The organism is Paraburkholderia caballeronis, assembly GCF_900104845.1.
Lineage (GTDB): Bacteria > Pseudomonadota > Gammaproteobacteria > Burkholderiales > Burkholderiaceae > Paraburkholderia > Paraburkholderia caballeronis.
The window spans coordinates 252702-272707 of record NZ_FNSR01000001.1; the positions used below are offsets into that span (position 1 = coordinate 252702).

A 20006-nucleotide genomic window follows, 5' to 3' on the forward strand; every position below is an offset into this window, starting at 1 on the left:
AACGCTTACCTTCGGTGCATTGTACGCGCGTGCGTCGCAGTGCGGCAGCGACGGCGAATCGACGGACAATCGGCGGGGGACGTTGCGGGGAGGGCCTGCAGAGAGGGCCTGCGTGGTGAGGCGGCGAACCCGACCGTCGACCGGGCGTGGGGGTCGGGTTCGCCCGCACGGACCGCCGGGGAAGCGGTCCGCGTTCGTTCACGCCGGCGTTACGACGCCTGGCGGATTTCTTGCAGCAGATAACCGAAACCGCGCACCGTGACGATCTCGACGCGGCAGTTTTCGAGCTTCTTGCGCACGCGGTGCACGTAGACTTCGATCGCGGTGTCGCCGAGATCGCCGCCGAAGTGCGTCAGGTGATCCTGCAACTGCGCCTTGCTGACGACGCGCCCATGGCGCAGCAGCAGCATTTCGAGCACCGCGAATTCGCGCGGCGACAGTTCGAGCGGCTTGTCGTCGTTGAAGATGCGGCGATCGACGCCCGACAGCCGCACGCCGCCGAGCGACACCTCGGGACGCGGCACGTCGCCATGTGGGCCGCTGCGGCGCATCACGGCGCGAATCCGCGCTTCGAGTTCGGCCGGTTCGAACGGCTTCAGCATGTAGTCGTCGGCGCCGGAATTCAGGCCCTGCACGCGATCGTTCAGCTCGTCGCGCGCGGTGAGCACGATCACCGGCGTATGGCGGTTGCTCTGACGGAACCGCGACAGCAGCGTCATCCCGTCGATGCCCGGCAGGCCGAGGTCGAGGATCACGAGTTCATGGCGGTTCTGCGTGAGAGCCTGTTCGGCGAAGATGCCGTCGTGGACCATGTCGACCGTGAAGCCGGCTTGTTCGAGGCTGGACTGGATGCCGCGTGCGATGGGGCGGTCGTCTTCGATCAGAAGGAGTCGCATGGTTTCGCTCAAGTACAATGGGTTTAGCGTTTCAGGCAAGCAGCTCGCACACGCGCGCGTTGCACGACCACGATCCACATGTCCGATATTTCGATCACCGAACTCGAAGCCGCGATCAATTTCTGGCGCAACCGCTCGCCTTCGAGCGGCGACGAACTCACGTTGTGCAGGGAGGCGAATGCGCTCTCCAAGCCGTATGCGCTGATGATTGTACAGCGTCGGCACTCCATGTCGCCGGAAGGTTTGGAGCCGATTGCCCGCGTCGCGTGGGAGTCTTACGTGTCCCTTAAGAACAGCCTCAAGAACTGAAGGTTTGCAGCCGTTCAGCCCTGCATTCCGCTTTCACCAGCCGTTTTAAGCACGCTTTTCATGGTTTCGCTCAGACGCTGAGCAGGGCCGGCGCGATCGAATCGATGAAGCGCGCCAGTTCGATGTCGCGCCCGGTGAGTCCGTCGGCCTCGTGCGTCGACAGCGTGATCTCCACGCGGTTGTACACGTTGAACCACTGCGGGTGGTGATCCATTTCCTGCGCCTTGATCGCGACGCGCGTCATGAAGCCGAACGCCTCGTTGAAGTCCGCGAACACGAAGTGACGCTGGATCGCGTCGCGGCCCGCGACGGCCTGCCAGCCATGCAGTTGCGCGAGTTGCGTCGCGCGCGCTTCGGAAGCCAGTCGGGTAATCATCGTTGCACCTTTTCGTCTGTCCGGCGCCCGCGTTGCCAGTCGGCGCGCGTGTCGAATCCCTGTCTGTGGATAGCGGCAACACGTTGGGCGCCGCGGCGACGGCGGGAGTCAATCGGCCATTGTTCCACGGATGGCGCGGCCGTGCGAAGCGGCGGCTGCGCGCAGCGAACGGGCGCGATGCGACGCAGTTCTCGCGCGCGCGTACGTGAACCTGCGGCAATCCGGAACCGGGCGCGCGGCTGTGAAATAATCGTGCGTCCCTACCGCCCCCTTCTACTAAGATCGTTCATGCTCGAACTCGATCACTTCGATCTTGCGCTTCTCGACGTGCTGCAGCGTTTCGGCCGCGCCACCCATCAGCAACTCGGCGAGCAGGTGCCGCTGTCGCCGTCGCAGATCGGGCGGCGGCTGCAGCGGCTCGAAGCATCGGGCGTGATCGACGGTTATCGCGTCGTGCTGCGGCCCGAGAAGCTCGGCCTTGGCGTGACCGCGTTCACGAGCCTGAAGCTCAAGCATCACGGCGATTCGGTGATCGAGCAGTTCCAGCAGCAGATCGACGCGTTGCCCGAAGTGCTGGAATGCCATGCGGTCGTCGGCGACGCCGACTACATGCTGCGGATCGTCGCGCCGGACCTGAACGCGCTGTCGTCGTTCGTGATGAAGCGGCTGATGCGCGTGCCGGGCGTCGACAGCGTGCGCTCGAACATCGTGCTGACCACGTTCAAGCGCAACGGCCCGCTGCCGCTCGATCATCTGAAGCCGGACGCGCCGCAGCCGTGACGCGTCCGCGCCGCGTTCACACCGTCGCGGCGTTCAGCAGGTCCACATAGGCGACCGCGACGAGATCCGCCTCGTCCACGCCGAGCTTTGCGAACACCGCATGCGCTTCGGCTTCGCCGCCCGCTTCGTCGTCGTCCGGGCCGAGCACCACTTCCAGTTCCACGAAGTCGCCCAAGCCGTCCACGCGGTCGAGGTGGATCCGCGTGCGTCCGGTCAGATACACGTGCCGTTCCTTCGAGACGATGCCGCGCGTCGTCAGCGCGGTCGCGAGCAGCGAGTGCATCGCCTCCGCGTTGCTGACCGGGCTGCGCGTGTAGTACGACGCCTTCGGGCCGTCGCGGTCGTCGCGCTGATAGAAGATCAGCTCGGGCGGCGTGCCGTCGTCGAACTGGCGCAGCTTCAGCCGGCCGCGCGGCACGTCGTAGAAGAAGTCCTGCTGGCGGAAGATCAGCGGCGCGTCCGGCGCGAGTTGCGCGGCGCGTTCGCGCAGCGCATCGAACTGGCGCGCACGGGCTTTGATTTCGATGTTACGGGCCATGCGGGTCTCCTCGGGATCGGTGGAACGAAACGCCGTGCCGCATCGGCGCGCACGGCGAACCCCGAATCTAGCAAAACCTGCATGACCGTGACGTTACGCGGGGTGCGCAAACCGTTGTGCAAACCGTCGCGCGGCTTCATCAGCGATGCTCATATCGCCCATTGCAGATCGATCGCCTTCAGCGCGGCGGCGATCGTCGGCTCGTCCTGGCGCGCGGCGAGCGTGACGAACGTCAGTTCGGTCGGCACCGTCACGCCTTCGACGATCGTCAGCGCGTGCGCGTGCGCCTCCGCGATCGCGGTCGCGTCGCGCGCGAGCGTGAGGCCCACGCCGGACTTCACGAGGTCGAGCATCGACGGCTCCTGATCGACCTCCGCGACCTTCACCGGCTTCACGTTCGCCGCCTCGAACTCGTGCGACAGCAGCCGGTTGTGCGCGGACGCGGGCGGCGTCCAGATCCACGGCAGCGCGGCGAGCGACTTCCAGTCGCGCGCGCCCTTCACGCGGTCTTTCCAGCCGGCCGGCGCGAGCACGCGGTACTGGAACTGCGTGAGCGTCAGCGTGTGGAACGCCGCGCCGTCGCGGGTGCCGTCGAGCGCCGGCTGGCCGATGTAGTAACCGACGTCCAGTTCGCGCGCGCGCACCTGTTCGAGCACCCAGCCGGACATCCCGTGCCGCAGCGCGGTCTCGATCTGCGGCCACGTCTCGACCATCTGCCGCAGGAAGCCGCCGAGCCGCAGGAACGCGGGGTCGAGGATCGTGCCGATCCGCAGCCGGCCGCGCACCTCGTGCCGCAGCGTCGCCGCCGCGCGCTGCACGTCGGTCGCCGCCGCGAGCGCGCGTTCCGCGTGCGGCAGCAGCGCCTGGCCGTCGCGGGTCAGCACGAGCCCGTGGGACGTGCGCGTGAACAGCGTCACGCCGAGCGTCTCGTGCAGATGCTTGATCTGCAGGCTCACGGCGGGCTGCGTCAGATGCAGTTGCGCGGCCGCGCGCGTCAGATTCCCTTCGTGCGCGACCGTGACGAAAGCGCGGAGCAAGGTCAGGTCCATTCGCTGATATTAACTCGCCTTATATCTCAGTTCAGCATTAATCATTGGATCGCGCCGCGCGTTGGAGATTACGCTAGCCTGTATTCAGGCCGGTGCGGCGGGCGGCGCGCGTCGTCGCGACGACGCCGGCGCATCGATCGATCCAATCCAGTTAAACGACGAGGCTGAAACATGGGCGAGACACATCGGAGCGAAGCGGGCGTTGGCACGCTCACGCATTACATCAACGGCAAGCCGCTCGACGGCACCAGCGACCGTTACGGCGACGTGTTCAACCCGGCGCTCGGCAGCGTGACCGCGCGCGTGCCGCTCGCGACGGTCGCGGAAGTCGATGCGGCGGTTGCCGCCGCGAACGCCGCATTTCCCGCGTGGAGCGAGATGGCGCCGCTCAAGCGCGCGCGCATCCTGTTCAAGTTCAAGGACCTGCTCGACCAGCATCACGACGAACTTGCCGAACTGATCACGCGCGAACACGGCAAGGTGTTCTCCGACGCGAAGGGCGAGGTGATGCGCGGGATCGAGGTGGTCGAGTTCGCGTGCGGGATTCCGAACCTGCTGAAGACCGACTTCACCGACCAGATCGGCGGCGGCATCGACAACTGGAACCTGCGGCAGCCGCTCGGCGTCGTCGCGGGCATCACGCCGTTCAACTTCCCGATGATGGTGCCGTGCTGGATGTTCCCGGTCGCGCTCGCGTGCGGGAACACGTTCGTGCTGAAGCCGTCGGAGCGCGATCCGTCCGCGTCGCTGCGGGTCGCGGAACTGCTGAAGGAAGCGGGCCTGCCGGACGGCGTGTTCAACGTCGTGCACGGCGACAAGGTCGCGGTCGATGCGCTGCTCGTGCATCCGGACGTGGCGGCGCTGTCGTTCGTCGGCTCGACGCCGATCGCCGAATACATCTACACGGAAGGCACGAAACACGGCAAGCGCGTGCAGGCGCTGGGCGGCGCGAAGAATCATCTGGTCGTGATGCCGGACGCCGATCTCGACCAGGCGGTCGATGCGCTGATCGGCGCGGCATACGGCTCGGCCGGCGAGCGCTGCATGGCGATCTCGGTCGCGGTCGCGGTCGGCCACGTCGCGGACGAACTGATCGAGCGCCTGACGCCGCGCGTGAAGGCGCTGAAGATCGGCAACGGGATGGACGACGAATCGGAGATGGGTCCGCTCGTGACGGCCGCGCATCGCGCGAAGGTGACGGGCTACATCGACGCGGGCATCGCGGCGGGTGCGAAGCTGGTCGTCGATGGCCGCTCGCATCGCGTCGAAGGACACGAGGATGGGTTCTTCATCGGCGGCACGCTGTTCGACGACGTGCAGACCGACATGACGATCTACCGCGAAGAGATTTTCGGGCCGGTGTTGTGCGTCGTGCGCGTGCCGGACTTCGCGAGCGCGGTCGAACTGATCAACGCGCACGAGTTCGCGAACGGCGTGTCGTGCTTCACGTCGGACGGCGGCGTCGCGCGCGCGTTCTCGCGGCAGATCAAGGTCGGCATGGTCGGCATCAACGTGCCGATTCCGGTGCCGATGGCGTGGCATTCGTTCGGCGGCTGGAAGCGGTCGCTGTTCGGCGACCATCATGCTTATGGTGAGGAAGGCGTGCGTTTCTATACGCGCTACAAGAGCATCATGCAGCGCTGGCCGGACAGCATCGCGAAGGGCGCGGAGTTTACGATGCCGGTGGCGAAGTAGGCGCGCTTGCTCAACGCAAACGGATCACAACGAAAAGAAAACGGATTCGGCATTGCATGGGATGGGAGTAAGCGCTGAAGCGACAGTTTTGCATGGGATCAGAGTAAGCGCTGAAGCGCCAACTCTGATCGACAGCTTTGCATGGGGCCGGAGTAAGTGCTAAAGCACTAACTCCGACCGACAGCTTTGCATGGGATCAGAGTAGGCGCTGAAGCGCTAACTCCGACCGACAGCTTTGCATGGGATCAGAGTAAGCGCTGAAGCGCCAACTCTGATCGACAGCTTTGCATGGGGCCGGAGTAAGCGCTGAAGCGCTAACTCCGACCGACAGCTTTGCATGGGGTCGGAGTAAGTGCTGAAGCACTAACTCCGACCGACAGGAGACAAATCATGCCTGCAACGGAACCCCCCGGAGGCCGCGCGTCCGCGCGCCGCGTCGAAGGCGAATTCGATTACGTGATCGTCGGCGCAGGCACCGCGGGCTGCGTGCTCGCGGACCGGCTCACCGAAGACCCCGACGTGTCCGTGCTGCTGCTCGAAGCCGGCGGCAAGGACGACTACCACTGGATCCACGTACCGGTCGGCTACCTGTACTGCATCGGCAACCCGCGCACCGACTGGCTGTACAAGACCGTCCCCGAGGCCGGGCTGAACGGCCGCGCGCTCGCCTACCCGCGCGGCCGCGTGCTCGGCGGCTCGTCGTCGATCAACGGAATGATCTATATGCGCGGTCAGCGCGGCGACTACGACGAGTGGGCGCGCGCGACCGGCGACCCGTCGTGGTCGTGGGACGCCGTGCTGCCAGTATTTCGCCGCAGCGAGGACTATCACGGCGGCGAAAACGAATGGCACGGCGCGGGCGGCGAATGGCGCGTCGAGAAACAGCGCCTCAAGTGGAAGATCCTCGAAGCGTTTGCCGAGGCCGCGCAGCAGCAGGGCATTCCCGCGACCGACGACTTCAATCGCGGCGACAACGGCGGCGTCGGCTACTTCGACGTGAACCAGAAGCGCGGCGTGCGCTGGAACGCGTCGAAGGCATTCCTGCGGCCCGCGATGAAGCGGCCGAACCTCACGGTCATCACCGGCGCGCACACGCAGCGCGTGATCTTCGAAGGACGCCGCTGCGTCGGCGTCGAATATCGCGGCGACGTCGATTACGTCGCGCGCGCACGCTGCGAAGTGATCCTCAGCGCGGGCGCGGTGAATTCGCCGCAACTGCTCGAACTGTCCGGCGTCGGCGACGGCGCGCGGCTCCGGCCACTCGGCATCGATGTCGTGCACGACCTGCGCGGCGTCGGCGAGAACCTGCAGGACCATCTGCAACTGCGGATGGCTTTCCGCGTGGACGGCGTGCGCACGCTGAACACGGCATCCGCGCACTGGTGGGGCAAGCTGATGATCGGCATCGAATACGCGCTGTTCCAGAGCGGGCCGATGTCGATGGCGCCGTCGCAACTGGGCGCGTTCGCGAAGTCCGATCCCGACGATCCGGCGCTCACGCGGCCGGACCTCGAATATCACGTGCAGCCGCTGTCGCTCGACCGCTTCGGCGAACCGCTGCATCGCTTCAATGCGTTCACCGCGTCGGTGTGCAATCTGCGGCCGACGTCGCGCGGCAGCGTGCACGTGGTCTCGGCGGACCCGGCCGCGCCGCCGTCGATCGCGCCGAACTATCTGTCCACCGACCACGACCGGCGCGTCGCCGCGAACGCACTGCGGCTCACGCGCCGCATCGCCGCGTCCTCGGCGCTCGCGCGCTACCAGCCGCACGAAATCCTGCCCGGCCTCGCGTTCCAGACCGAGGAGGAATTGCAGGAAGCGGCCGGCGCCGTCGGCACGACGATCTTCCATCCGGTCGGCACCTGCCGGATGGGCCGCGCGGACGACGACGACGCGGTCGTCGACAGCCGTCTGCGCGTGCGCGGCATCGACGGGCTGCGCGTCGTCGATGCGTCGGTGATGCCGACCATCACGTCCGGCAACACGAATTCGCCGACGCTGATGATCGCGGAACGCGCCGCGCAGATGCTGCGCGAGGATCGCCGCGCCGGTGCCTCCGCATCGACGGTGCGCGAGCCCGGCACGACGTCAGCGAACGTGCCGGCGTCCGTGTCCTGACGCACGTTATTTGCTGCATCCGCGCGATGCGCATCGGGCGGCGTTCCGACGCGCATCGCACGTGTGCGCACATCGCCGCGCGCGCATCGGCGCGGCGCGTTGCGGATTCGCGCGCAACGGCTGCGACCGTTTCGCCCTGGCGTGCCTCCGTAAGTGCAAATCCCAATGATTGCGCTGCATCATTGGCGCGACAATGGGTCGAGATCGGGGGGCGTGTACAGCGACGGCGCGACGGATGCGCTACGCCATCCGCGGATGCGGTTCACTACGGACTTCGAGCGGTTCAGGCTCGCGCGCGCTGCCATCATCAGCGTGTGTGCGGCGGACCGCGCGAACGGTCGAAGCGTTAGGCGTCATTTCGCGTGGAAACGGACATGATTCTCGGCGACACGATTCTCGAAACGCGTGGACTCACCCGGCAGTTCAAGGGCTTCACCGCCGTCAACGGCGTGAACCTGCGCGTCGCCCGCGGTTCGATCCATGCGCTGATCGGACCGAACGGCGCGGGCAAGACCACCTGCTTCAACCTGCTGACGAAGTTCCTGGAGCCGAGCGCCGGGCGCATCTTCTTCAACGGCATCGACATCACGCACGAGCGCCCCGCGCAGATCGCGCGGCGCGGCATCATCCGTTCGTTCCAGATTTCGGCGGTGTTCCCGCATCTGAGCGCGTTGCAGAACGTGCGGATCGGCCTGCAACGTTCGCTCGGCACCGCGTTTCATTTCTGGAAGAGCGAACGCAGCCTGAGCGAACTCGACGACCGCGCGATGGACCTGCTCACGCAGGTGGGCCTGAACGACTTCTCGGACGTGCCGACCGTCGAACTCGCCTATGGCCGCAAGCGCGCGCTCGAAATCGCGACGACCCTCGCGATGGAACCCGAACTGATGCTGCTCGACGAGCCGACCCAGGGGATGGGCCACGAGGACGTCGATCGCGTGACCGCGCTGATCAAGAAGGTGTCGAGCGGCCGCACGATCCTGATGGTCGAGCACAACATGAACGTGATCGCCGGCATCTCGGACACGATCACGGTCCTGCAACGCGGCGAGGTGCTCGCCGAAGGCAGTTACGCGGAAGTGTCGAAAAATCCGCAGGTGATGGAAGCGTACATGGGCAGCGCCGATGCGGCCCTCGCCGGAGCGCACGCATGAGCGCGGTGACGGAGCACGAGCGCGTCGCGCAGACCGATGCGGCGAACGGCGCATTTGCGCTCGAAATCGCGGGCCTTCAGGCGTGGTACGGCGAATCCCATATCCTGCACGGCGTCGATCTGGCGGTGAAGCGCGGCGAGGTCGTCACGCTGCTCGGCCGCAACGGCGCGGGCCGCACGACGACGCTGCGCGCGATCATGGGCCTGACCGGCCGGCGCACCGGCTCGATCCGCATCGGCGGCCGCGAGACGATCCAGTTGCCCACGCACAGGATCGCGCATTGCGGCGTCGGGTATTGCCCCGAGGAGCGCGGCATCTTCGCGAGCCTGTCGTGCGAGGAAAACCTGCTGCTGCCGCCGGCGGTCGTGAAGGGCGCGCAGGGGATGTCGATCGACGAAATCTATTCGATGTTTCCGAATCTCGCGGAGCGCCGTCACAGCCAGGGCACGCGGCTCTCCGGCGGCGAGCAGCAGATGCTCGCGGTCGCGCGCATTCTTCGCACCGGCGCGAACCTGCTGCTGCTCGACGAGATTTCCGAAGGGCTCGCGCCTGTCATCGTGCAGGCGCTCGCGCGGATGATCGTCACGCTGAAGGCGCGCGGCTACACGATCGTGATGGTCGAGCAGAACTTCCGCTTCGCCGCGCCGCTCGCGGACCGCTTCTACGTGATGGAGCACGGGCGCATCGTCGAGCACTTCGGCACCGCCGAACTCGAAGGGAAGATGCCGGTGCTGCACGACCTGCTCGGCGTCTAGCCGTTTCTTCGCGAATCCGGCGCGCGATCCGTCGCGCGCCGCGCGAATTGCCTTGCCTCTGATAACGACACGACCAACGAAGGAGACTGCAATGAAGAAAACGACATTCGCGCGGCTATCGACGCTGTCCGTTGCCGCCGCCGCGTGCGCGGCGTTCGGCGCGACGGGGGCGAGGGCGGCCGACGATGCCGTGAAGATCGGCTTCATCACCGACATGTCGGGCCTCTACGCGGACATCGACGGCCAGGGCGGCCTCGAAGCGATCCGGATGGCGGTCGCGGATTTCGGCGGCAAGGTGAACGGCAAGCCGATCCAGATCCTGTACGCGGACCATCAGAACAAGGCGGACATCGCGGCGTCGCGCGCGCGCGAATGGTTCGACCGCGACGGCGTCGAGATGCTGATCGGCGGCACGAACTCCGCGACCGGCCTGTCGATGAACCAGGTCGCGGGCGAGAAGCACAAGGTCTACATCAACATCGGCGCGGGCGCCGACACGATGACGAACGAGCAGTGCACGCCGTACACGGTCCACTACGCGTACGACACCGTCGCGCTCGCGAAGGGGACCGGCTCCGCGGTGACGAAGCAGGGCGGCAAGACGTGGTACTTCCTGACCGCCGACTACGCGTTCGGCAAGGCGCTCGAAAAAGCGACGTCGGACGTCGTGAAGGCGAACGGCGGCCAGGTGCTCGGCGAAGTGCGGCATCCGCTGTCCGCGTCGGACTTCTCGTCGTTCCTGTTGCAGGCGCAGGGCTCGAAGGCGCAGATTCTCGGCCTCGCGAACGCGGGCGGCGACACGATCAATTCGATCAAGGCAGCGAAGGAGTTCGGCGTCACGAAGACGATGAAGCTCGCGGCGCTGCTGATGTTCATCGACGACGTGCACAGCCTCGGACTCGACACGACCCAGGGCCTCGTGCTGACCGACAGCTGGTACTGGAACAAGAACGCGGACACCCGCAAGTGGGCGCAGCGCTATTTCGACAAGATGAAGAAGATGCCGTCGAGCCTGCAGGCCGCCGACTATTCGGCGACGACCAACTACCTGAAGGCGGTCCAGGCAGTCGGCACGACCGACCCGGACAAGGTGATGGCGCAACTGAAGAAGCAGAAGATCGACGACTTCTACGCGACGGGTTATGTGCGCCAGGACGGCAGCATGATCCACGACATGTATCTGATGCAGGTGAAGACGCCGGCGGAGTCGAAGGAGCCGTGGGACTACTACAAGATCGTCGCGACGATCCCCGGCGAGCAGGCGTTCACGACGAAGCAGGAGTCGCGCTGCGCGCTGTGGAAGTGACGCCAGGCGGGGACGGTGCCGCGTGCGTCGTGTGACGCGCGCGGCTTCGCGCGGGTTCGATCGCGAGGGAGATGACCGCTTCAAATGAATATCTTTGGCATTCCGTTGCCGGCGATGTTGAGCCAGTTGCTGCTGGGGCTCGTGAACGGGTCGTTCTACGCGATCCTGAGCCTCGGGCTGGCGGTGATCTTCGGCATGCTGAACGTGATCAACTTCGCGCACGGCGCGTTGTTCATGCTCGGCGCGATGCTCACGTGGATGGGGCTCGCGTATTTCAATCTGCCGTACTGGGTGATGATCTTCGTCGCGCCGCTCGTCGTCGGCGCGTTCGGCATGCTGGTCGAACGCTCGATGCTGCGCTGGATCTACCGGCTCGATCACCTGTACGGGCTCTTGCTGACGTTCGGGCTCACGCTCGTCGTCGAGGGCGTGTTCCGTTCGATCTACGGATCGTCCGGGCAGCCGTACGACGTGCCGGACCTGCTCGCCGGCGCGACGAATCTCGGTTTCATGTACCTGCCGAACTATCGCGCGTGGGTGGTCGTCGCGTCGCTCGCGGTGTGCTTTGCGACGTGGTTCGTGATCGAGAAGACGCGGCTTGGCGCCTATCTGCGCGCGGGCACCGAGAACCCGAAGCTCGTCGAGGCGTTCGGCGTGAACGTGCCGCTGATGATTACGCTGACCTACGGTTTCGGCGTCGCGCTCGCCGCGTTCGCGGGCGTGCTCGCCGCGCCGGTGATCCAGGTGTCGCCGCTGATGGGGCAGCCGATGATCATCACCGTGTTCGCCGTCGTCGTGATCGGCGGGATGGGGTCGATCATGGGCTCGATCCTGACCGGCCTGCTGCTCGGCGTGATCGAGGGCTTCACGCGCGTGTTCTGGCCGGAGGCGTCCGCGACGGTCGTGTTCGTCATCATGGCGATCGTGCTGCTGGTTCGTCCGGCGGGTCTTTTCGGCAAGGAACGGTGATGCAAAGAAAAGCGCTGTACGCCCTATTGCTGATCTGTCTGATTCTTGCGCCGCTCGTCGGCGTGTATCCGCTGTTCGTGATGAAGGTGCTGTGCTTCGCGCTGTTCGCGGCCGCGTTCAATCTGCTGATCGGCTACACCGGGCTGCTGTCGTTCGGCCATGCGATGTTCCTCGCGACGGCGGGTTACGTGACCGGCTACGCGATCCAGTCGATGAACTTCACGCCGGAACTCGGCGTGCTCGCCGGCACCGCGGCCGCGACGGCGCTCGGTCTGATCGTCGGGCTGTTCGCGATCCGGCGGCAGGGCATCTACTTCGCGATGGTCACGCTCGCGCTCGCGCAGATGGTTTATTTCGTGTTCCTGCAGGCGCCGTTCACGCACGGCGAGGACGGTTTGCAGGGCGTGCCGCGCGGCAGCCTGTTCGGGTTCCTGTCGCTGTCGTCGGACACGGTGCTGTATTACGTCGTGCTCGTCGTGATGGTGCTCGCGTTCGCGCTGATCGTGCGGGTCGTGCATTCGCCGTTCGGCCAGGTGCTCGTCGCGATCAAGGAGAACGAGCCGCGCGCGGTGTCGCTCGGCTACGATACCGACCGCTTCAAGCTGCTCGCGTTCGTGCTGTCCGCCGGGCTCGCGGGGCTGGCGGGCTCGCTGAAGGTGCTGGTGCTCGGCTTCGAGACGCTCGGCGACGCGTACTGGACGATGTCGGGCCTCGTCGTGCTGATGACGCTGGTCGGCGGGATGGGCACGCTGTTCGGCCCGCTGCTCGGCGCGGCGCTGATCGTCGCGCTCGAAGACCGGCTCGGCGACATCGGCACGGCGCTCGCGTCGGCGACCGGCGTCGACTGGTTCCGGTCGCTCGGCGAATCGACGACGATCGTGACCGGGCTGATCTTCATTGCGTGCGTGCTCGCGTTCCGGCGCGGGATCGTCGGCGAGATTGTCGCGCGCGTGCGGCCGCTGCGCGCGTGAACGCTCCGGGCGGAGCGCGTGTCGCGCGTTCCATGGGAGTGCGATGAAAGGGGCTGCCGGCAAGCGCGCGGCTTGCGGTGCGGCTGTGCGAGAATGGCGCTTCAACCCGCCTCAAGCCGCCCCAATTCAGTGCCGCACTGCACCACTAGGGTAAATGCTAGTTGTTGCAACCCGGCCCGATCGTTAATCTTGCAACAGTTCTGATGCACCCGAATTTGCAGGTGGAGAACGAGGAGACAACGAGGCACAAAGTGCCCGGCCAGAAAGCGCTGTTGGATGGGAATCCAACAGCGCTTTTTATTTTTTATTCGACCGATTTTCACGGCGATTATCTTTTCCTTTCGCGGCCGATTATTTTTTCCGCGCCGCGCGCCTTCCTCCTTTTACGCAAACTGCGGCCCGTTACGCGCGATCCCAATGCCCGCGCGCGTTCCGGCGTTACGCGTCGCGCGCGGCGTCCACGCGCTCCGTTAATTGCTTGCCGTTGCGCATAACCGTCGCTACACTCGCCTTTCCCCGACCATGCGGTCGGTGTATTGCCCGACGTCAAGTGGACGGCAATTACGCGGATAAAATCGTCGCAGCCGGACAAACTCCGGCGCAATAAAGAAAGAAGCGATTGAACAAGGAGTGGAGATGCGGTTGGCTTTGCGTTGGATAAGTGCGGCATGCGTCGCGACGGGGATGTGCGCGGCGACCGCCGGGGCGGCCTGGGCAGACGTGAAGATCGGCGTGACCGTGTCGGCGACCGGGCCGGCGGCGTCGCTCGGCATCCCGGAGAAGAACACCATCGCACTGTTGCCGAAGGAGATCGCGGGCCAGAAGGTCGATTACCTCGTGCTCGACGACGCGACCGACTCGACCCAGGCCGTGAAGAACGCACGCAAGCTGACAAGCGAGGACCACGTCGACGCGCTGATCGGCTCGACCGTCGTGCCGAACTCGCTCGCGATGATCGACGTCGCCGCCGAAACCGGCACGCCGATGATCTCGATGGCGGCGGCCGCGTCGATCGTCGAACCGATGGACGCGAAGCGCGCGTGGGTGTTCAAGACGCCGCAGAACGACATGCTGATGGCCGGCGCGATCGCGCAGCACATGGCCGCGCACGGCGTGAAGACGGTCGCGTTCATCGGCTTCTCGGACGCGTATGGCGAAAGCTGGTTCAAGGAGTTCAGCAAGGCCGCGGAGGAACGGAAGATCCGCATCGTCGCGAACGAGCGCTTCGCGCGCAACGACGCGTCGGTGACGGGCCAGGTGCTGAAGGCGATGTCGCAGCATCCGGACGCGGTGCTGATCGCCGGCGCGGGCACGCCGGCCGCGCTGCCGCAGAAGACGCTGAAGGAGCGCGGTTATACGGGCAGGTACTACCAGACCCACGGCGTCGCGAACAACGACTTCCTGCGCGTGTGCGGCAAGGATTGCGAAGGCACGTATCTGCCGGCCGGTCCGCTGCTCGTTGCCGACCAGCTGCCCGACGCGAATCCGGTGAAGAAGACCGCGCTCGCGTACAAGGCCGCCTATGAAGGCGCGTACGGCGTCGGCACGATCTCGACGTTCGGCGGCCACGCGTGGGACGCGAGCCTGCTGCTTCAGCATGCGATTCCGGTCGCGCTGAAGGCGGGGCAGCCCGGCACGAAGGCGTTCCGGGACGCGCTGCGCGCGGCGCTCGAAAACTCGCGCGACGTCGCCGGCTCGCACGGCATCTTCAACATGAGCGCGACCGATCATGCGGGCCTCGACGAACGCGCGCGCGTGATGGTGCAGATCGTCGGCGGCAAGTGGAAGCTGGCCGGCGACTGAGCGAAGGAACGAGGCACGCGAACGGATCGACACGAACAGGGCACGGGCAGACGACGTGCCCTTTTTGTTGCACGCGCAAGCGCGGCGCGTGTTTCGCCCAGGGCGCGTGGTGACGGCGCGCGACGGACCGGCGGCGAATGTGCGGTGGCAGGCGAAGGCGCGCAGCGGGCAGGGAAAACCATGCATCACACCGGTTGACCCGGTCACTACACTCAAAGGCCGGCCGTCGGCCCACGATGCCTCGGACCGGATCATCAGATACGCAGACAAAGCGCAGACGAAGCGTTTGGAGACACGCAAATGAAAACGACAAAGTGGGTAGTACGTGCCAGCCTCGCAGCGGCATTGATGGGCAGCGCCGGCCTCGCGGCCGCGCAGGTGAAGATCGGCGTCACGCTGTCCGCGACGGGGCCGGCCGCATCGCTCGGGATTCCCGAAAAGAACACGATCGCGCTGCTGCCGAAGGAGATCGGCGGCAAGAGCGTGGAGTACATCGTGCTCGACGACGCGTCCGACACGAGCAAGGCGGTGCAGAACACGCACAAGCTGATCGACGAGGATCACGTCGACGCGATCATCGGGTCGTCGGTCACGCCGAACTCGCTCGCGATGCTCGACGTGGTGTCGCAGGGCAAGACGCCGATGATCTCGCTCGCGGCGTCGGCGGCGATCATCGAGCCGATGGACCCGAAGCGTCAGTGGGCGTTCAAGACGCCGCAGAACGACAGTCTGATGGCCGATGCGATCGCCGGGTACATGGAGAAGCACGGCGTGAAGACGGTCGCGTTCATCGGCTTCACCGACGCCTATGGCGACAGCTGGTACAAGGAGTTCAGCGCGGTCGCCGCGAAGCACAACCTGAAGCTGGTCGCGAACGAGCGTTATAACCGCACCGATTCGTCGGTGACCGGCCAGGCGCTGAAGCTGATGGCCGCGAACCCGGACGCGGTGCTGATCGCCGGTTCCGGCACGCCGTCCGCGTTGCCCGCGAAGACGCTGAAGGACCGCGGCTACAAGGGCAAGATCTATCAGACGCACGGCGTCGCGAACAACGACTTCCTGCGCGTGTGCGGCAAGGACTGCGAAGGCGAACTGCTGCCGGCCGGTCCGATTCTCGTCGCGGACCAGTTGCCCGATTCGAACCCGGTGAAGAAGTCGTCGCTTGCGTACAAGACCGCGTATGAAAAGGCGTATGGGGCAGGGTCGGTCGCGACGTTCGGCGGTCATGCGTGGGATGCCGGCCAGATGCTTGCGCGCGCGATTCCCGACGCGTTGAAGAAAGGGCAGCCGGGCACCGAAGCGTTCCGCGTGGCGCTGCGCGACGCGCTCGAAAACGTGAAGGAGCTGCCGCTCGCGCACGGCATCATGAACACGACGGCCAGCGATCACAACGGTCTCGACGACCGTGCGCGCGTGATCGTGCAGATCGTCGACAGCAAGTGGAAGCTGCAGGGCGACTGATCCGCCCGCGTGCCGCGGTCCGCGTCTTTATTGCGCGCGGATCGCGTCGTCATTCTGGTCACCGACAATGAGCGGCGCGCCGCGCGGGTCGGCTCGACCCCGCAGTTAGCAATCCCGATTGCTTCGTTTTCCGATTTTCGACGTTTCAGGACGAGGGTGTATGGATTTATCAATCGCCGCGATCCTCGCGCAGGACGGCATCACCACCGGCGCGATCTACGCGTTGCTCGCGCTCGCGCTGGTGCTCGTGTTCTCCGTCACGCGCGTGATCTTCATTCCGCAGGGCGAGTTCGTGTCGTACGGCGCGCTCACGCTGGCCGCGTTGCAGTCGCAGAAGTTTCCGGCCACGTGCTGGCTGCTGGTCGCGCTCGGCGCCGCGTGTTTCGTCGTCGAGGCCGCGGGCATCGCGCGGCATGCGGAACGCCGCCGGCATGCCGCGCGCACGCTCGTCACGCTCGCGGGCAGGTACCTGCTGTTTCCGATCGCGCTTTATGCGCTGACGCGCGGCATCGCGAGCCAGCCGCTGCCGATGCTCGCGCAGATCGCGCTGACGCTCGCGATCGTCGTGCCGATGGGGCCGTTCGTGTACCGGCTCGCGTATCAGCCGATCGCGGAAGCGTCGACGCTGCTGCTGCTGATCGTCGCGGTCGCGGTGCACTTCGCGATGGTCGGCCTGGGGCTGGTGATGTTCGGCGCGGAAGGCTCGCGCACGAACGCGTTCACCGACGCGACGTTCGACATCGGCAGCCTGTCGATCTCCGGGCAGAGCCTGTGGGTCGTCGGCACGGCCGCGGTGCTGATCGTCGCGCTGTACTTCTATTTCGACCGGACGATCTCTGGCAAGGCGCTGCGCGCGACGTCGGTGAACCGGCTCGGCGCGCGGCTCGTCGGCATCGGCACCACCCAGGCGGGGCGGCTCGCGTTCACGCTCGCGGCCGGGCTCGGCGTGCTGTGCGGGATTCTCGTCGCGCCGCTGACGACCATCTACTACGACTCCGGTTTCCTGATCGGGCTGAAGGGGTTCGTCGGCGCGATCATCGGCGGCCTCGTCAGTTATCCGCTCGCGGCGGCCGGTTCGGTGCTCGTCGGGCTGCTCGAATCGTATTCGTCGTTCTGGGCGAGCGCCTACAAGGAAGTGATCGTGTTCACGCTGATCATCCCGGTGCTGCTGTGGCGGAGTCTTTCCACGCCGCACGCCGAAGAGGAAGAGGAGTGACGCGATGAAACGGATCATCATGCACAACCGCTTTTTCTGGCTGTTCCTCGTCGTGATGTTCGCGCTGCCGGTGCTGCCGCAGCCGCTGCGCGTGCCGGAGTACTGGGTCACGCTGCTGAACTACATCGGCCTTTATTCGATCGTCGCGATCGGCCTCGTGCTGCTGACCGGCATCGGCGGGATGACGAGCTTCGGGCAGGCCGCGTTCGTCGGCATCGGCGCGTACTCGACCGCGTATCTGACCACGCAGTTCGGCTTGTCGCCGTGGCTCGGACTCGTCGTCGGCGTGATCGTGACCGGCCTCGTCGCGCTCGTGCTCGGCCTCGTGACGATGCGGCTGTCCGGCCACTTCCTGCCGCTCGGCACGATCGCGTGGGGGCTCGCGCTGTTCTTCCTGTTCGGCAACCTCGACATGCTCGGCAAGTACGACGGCATCAACGGCATTCCGGTGCTGAACGTGCTCGGCATCGAGCTGGAGTCGGGGCGGCACATCTACTACCTGATCTGGGTCGTCGTGCTTGCGTCGGTGCTGTCTGTTCAGAACCTGCTTAACAGCCGCGCCGGCCGCGCGATCCGCGCGCTGCGCGGCGGCGGGCTGATGGCCGAGGCGATGGGCGTCAACACCGCGTGGATGCGCGTCGTGATCTTCGTGTACGCGGCGGTGCTCGCGGCGGTGTCCGGGTTCCTGTACGCGCATCTGCAACGCGCGGTGAACCCGACGCCGTTCGGGCTCAACCACGGTATCGAGTATCTGTTCATGGCAGTCGTCGGCGGCGTCGCGCACGTGTGGGGCGCGGTGCTCGGCGCGGCGATTCTGACGATCCTGCAGGACTGGCTTCAGACGCTGCTGCCGAAGCTGCTCGGCGAGAACGGCAACTTCGAGGTGATCGTGTTCGGCGTGCTGATGGTGCTGCTGCTGCAATACGCACGCCGCGGCGTCTGGCCGTTCGTCGCGCGGTTTTTCCCGCGCGGCCCGCAGGCGCACGTGCCGGAGAACGCCGAGCCTTTGCCGCAGCGCAGCAAGCCGGCGGCCGGTGAACTGCTGCTGACGGTGGACAAGGCGCGCAAGCAGTTCGGCGGTCTGGTCGCGGTGAACGACGTGAGTTTCGAGGTGCGCGCGGGGCAGATCATCGGGTTGATCGGCCCGAACGGCGCGGGCAAGTCGACCACGTTCAACCTCGTGACCGGCGTGCTGCAGGCGACGAGCGGCGAGATCACGTTTCGCGGCGAGCGGATCGACCGGCTGGGCGCGCGCGACATCGTGCGCCGCGGGATCGGCCGCACGTTCCAGCACGTGAAGCTGCTGCCGGGGATGACGGTGCTGGAGAACGTCGCGATTGGCGCGCATCTGCGCGGCCGCGCCGGCGTGCTGCGCAGCATCGCGAAGCTGAACGCGACGGAGGAAGGGCGGCTGATGAGCGAGGCCGCGAAGCAGATTCGCCGCGTCGGGCTCGAACAGTACATGTACGACGACGCGGGCAGTCTCGCGCTCGGCCAGCAACGGATTCTGGAGATCGCCCGCGCGCTGTGCTGCGATCCGACGCTGCTGCTGCTCGACGAACCGGCGGCCGGTCTGCGGTATCAGGAGAAGCAGCAACTGGCGTCGCTGCTGCGCAAGCTGAGGGAAGAGGGGATGAGCGTGCTGCTGGTCGAACACGACATGGATTTCGTGATGAATCTGACGGATCGGCTGGTCGTGATGGAATTCGGCACGCGGATCGCAGAAGGGTTGCCGGAGGATGTGCAGAAGGACCCGGCGGTGCTCGAAGCGTATCTGGGTGGGGTGGAATGATGACGAATACGTCCATCCAACCGGTACTCGAAGTGTCGGGCCTCGCGGTGCGCTACGGGAAGATCGAGGCGCTTCATCAGGCGGCGATCAAAGTCGGCGCGGGGCAGATCGTGTCGGTGATCGGGCCGAACGGCGCCGGCAAATCGACGCTGCTGAACGCGATCATGGGCGCGCTGCCGGCGACCGGCCATGCGAGCGGCCGCATTGCGTATCTCGGCGACGACGTCGGGCGGGTGCCGATTGAGCGGCGCGTCGCGCGTGGCATGTGCCTCGTGCCGGAGAAGCGGGAGTTGTTCGCGTCGATGTCGGTCGAGGACAACCTCGTGCTCGGCGCGTACCGGCGCAAGCGGGCCGGCGAGCGCAACTTCCTCGATCAACTCGACCACGTGTTCGAACTGTTTCCGCGCCTGAAGGAGCGGCGCGCGCAGGCGGCTGGCACGCTGTCCGGCGGCGAACGCCAGATGCTCGCGGTCGGCCGCGCGCTGATGGGCAAGCCGGATCTGCTGATGCTCGATGAACCAAGCCTTGGCCTCGCGCCGCTGATCGTGAAGGAGATTTTCCACATCATCAGCGCGCTGCGGCAGACCGGCGTCGCGACGCTGCTGATCGAGCAGAACGCGCGCGCCGCGTTGCAGATTTCCGACTATGGCTATGTGCTGGAGACCGGCGATCTGGCGCTGGAAGGGCCGGCGCAGGAATTGGCGCAGAATCCGCGCGTGATCGAGACGTACCTTGGGCTGGCGAAGAAGACGGCTTGAGCGTTTTACGTCAGCGGCTGGCTAAGCGGCGAACCAAGCGGGGTGTTTCACGTGAAACAC

At 66.1% G+C, this 20006-nt stretch carries 19 protein-coding genes; 15 read left to right on the forward strand and 4 right to left on the reverse strand.

What is annotated here, in order from left to right:
* Positions 1–209: 209 nt before the first annotated feature.
* A complete protein-coding gene (locus tag BLV92_RS01110; RefSeq protein WP_017772270.1) occupies positions 210–896 on the reverse strand; it encodes a response regulator transcription factor in 687 nt (228 codons plus the stop codon).
* 78 nt (positions 897–974) lie between these two features.
* On the opposite strand from BLV92_RS01110, the gene BLV92_RS01115 reads away from it, so the two are divergent.
* Positions 975–1205 carry a DUF3717 domain-containing protein gene (locus BLV92_RS01115; protein WP_090541485.1) on the forward strand — a complete coding sequence of 77 codons (231 nt, stop codon included), beginning with the start codon at positions 975–977 and terminating at the stop codon, positions 1203–1205.
* Positions 1206–1275: 70 nt separating this feature from the next.
* Here BLV92_RS01115 and BLV92_RS01120 read toward each other — a convergent pair whose 3' ends face one another.
* Entirely contained in the window at positions 1276–1620 is a 345-nt protein-coding gene (locus BLV92_RS01120) for a 4a-hydroxytetrahydrobiopterin dehydratase (protein ID WP_256216045.1), read from the reverse strand.
* A gap of 249 nt (positions 1621–1869) precedes the next feature.
* Between BLV92_RS01120 and BLV92_RS01125 the strand changes: the two genes are divergently transcribed.
* The gene (locus BLV92_RS01125; RefSeq protein WP_090541489.1) at positions 1870–2361 is read left to right on the forward strand and encodes an Lrp/AsnC family transcriptional regulator; all 492 of its coding nucleotides are present in this window, start codon (positions 1870–1872) and stop codon (positions 2359–2361) included.
* 16 nt (positions 2362–2377) lie between these two features.
* Here the strand turns inward: BLV92_RS01125 and BLV92_RS01130 are convergent, their stop codons facing one another.
* The gene (locus BLV92_RS01130; protein WP_090541491.1) at positions 2378–2899 is read right to left on the reverse strand and encodes a class IV adenylate cyclase; all 522 of its coding nucleotides are present in this window, start codon (positions 2897–2899) and stop codon (positions 2378–2380) included.
* A gap of 149 nt (positions 2900–3048) precedes the next feature.
* Complete coding sequence (locus BLV92_RS01135) at positions 3049–3948, reverse strand: LysR family transcriptional regulator (RefSeq protein WP_090541493.1); 900 nt, start codon at positions 3946–3948, stop codon at positions 3049–3051.
* A 171-nt stretch (positions 3949–4119) separates the two neighbouring features.
* Between BLV92_RS01135 and BLV92_RS01140 the strand changes: the two genes are divergently transcribed.
* The 13 genes from BLV92_RS01140 to BLV92_RS01195 all read left to right on the forward strand — a co-directional run bounded on the left by BLV92_RS01140 (position 4120) and on the right by BLV92_RS01195 (position 19946).
* Positions 4120–5643, forward strand: a complete 1524-nt coding sequence (locus BLV92_RS01140; RefSeq protein ID WP_090541495.1) for a CoA-acylating methylmalonate-semialdehyde dehydrogenase — start codon at positions 4120–4122, stop codon at positions 5641–5643.
* A 390-nt stretch (positions 5644–6033) separates the two neighbouring features.
* Complete coding sequence (locus tag BLV92_RS01145) at positions 6034–7761, forward strand: GMC family oxidoreductase (RefSeq protein ID WP_090541496.1); 1728 nt, start codon at positions 6034–6036, stop codon at positions 7759–7761.
* A 374-nt stretch (positions 7762–8135) separates the two neighbouring features.
* Positions 8136–8915, forward strand: coding sequence for an ABC transporter ATP-binding protein (locus BLV92_RS01150; RefSeq protein WP_090546736.1), 780 nt, complete (start codon positions 8136–8138; stop codon positions 8913–8915).
* Positions 8912–9670 (forward strand): ABC transporter ATP-binding protein, encoded by a 759-nt coding sequence (locus BLV92_RS01155; protein WP_090541498.1) that lies wholly within the window; start codon positions 8912–8914, stop codon positions 9668–9670. Before BLV92_RS01150 ends, BLV92_RS01155 begins: the two co-directional genes overlap by 4 nt.
* 91 nt (positions 9671–9761) lie before the next feature.
* Positions 9762–10976, forward strand: a complete 1215-nt coding sequence (locus BLV92_RS01160; protein ID WP_090541500.1) for an ABC transporter substrate-binding protein — start codon at positions 9762–9764, stop codon at positions 10974–10976.
* Between the two features lie 84 nt (positions 10977–11060).
* Positions 11061–11945, forward strand: a complete 885-nt coding sequence (locus tag BLV92_RS01165) for a branched-chain amino acid ABC transporter permease (protein WP_090541501.1) — start codon at positions 11061–11063, stop codon at positions 11943–11945.
* The gene (locus BLV92_RS01170; protein ID WP_090541503.1) at positions 11945–12916 is read left to right on the forward strand and encodes a branched-chain amino acid ABC transporter permease; all 972 of its coding nucleotides are present in this window, start codon (positions 11945–11947) and stop codon (positions 12914–12916) included. Before BLV92_RS01165 ends, BLV92_RS01170 begins: the two co-directional genes overlap by 1 nt.
* Positions 12917–13077: 161 nt before the next feature.
* The gene (locus BLV92_RS31310) at positions 13078–13410 is read left to right on the forward strand and encodes a hypothetical protein (protein WP_143040629.1); all 333 of its coding nucleotides are present in this window, start codon (positions 13078–13080) and stop codon (positions 13408–13410) included.
* 142 nt (positions 13411–13552) lie between these two features.
* Positions 13553–14719, forward strand: a complete 1167-nt coding sequence (locus BLV92_RS01175) for an ABC transporter substrate-binding protein (RefSeq protein ID WP_090541505.1) — start codon at positions 13553–13555, stop codon at positions 14717–14719.
* A 300-nt stretch (positions 14720–15019) separates the two neighbouring features.
* On the forward strand, positions 15020–16180 hold the full coding sequence (locus BLV92_RS01180; RefSeq protein WP_090541507.1) for an ABC transporter substrate-binding protein: 1161 nt from the start codon (positions 15020–15022) through the stop codon (positions 16178–16180).
* A gap of 160 nt (positions 16181–16340) precedes the next feature.
* Positions 16341–17396, forward strand: a complete 1056-nt coding sequence (locus BLV92_RS01185) for a branched-chain amino acid ABC transporter permease (protein WP_090541511.1) — start codon at positions 16341–16343, stop codon at positions 17394–17396.
* A gap of 4 nt (positions 17397–17400) precedes the next feature.
* Positions 17401–19188 carry a branched-chain amino acid ABC transporter ATP-binding protein/permease gene (locus BLV92_RS01190; RefSeq protein WP_090541513.1) on the forward strand — a complete coding sequence of 596 codons (1788 nt, stop codon included), beginning with the start codon at positions 17401–17403 and terminating at the stop codon, positions 19186–19188.
* Positions 19188–19946 (forward strand): ABC transporter ATP-binding protein, encoded by a 759-nt coding sequence (locus BLV92_RS01195; RefSeq protein ID WP_090546739.1) that lies wholly within the window; start codon positions 19188–19190, stop codon positions 19944–19946. The genes BLV92_RS01190 and BLV92_RS01195 overlap by 1 nt, the downstream gene beginning before the upstream one ends.
* Positions 19947–20006: the final 60 nt, after the last annotated feature.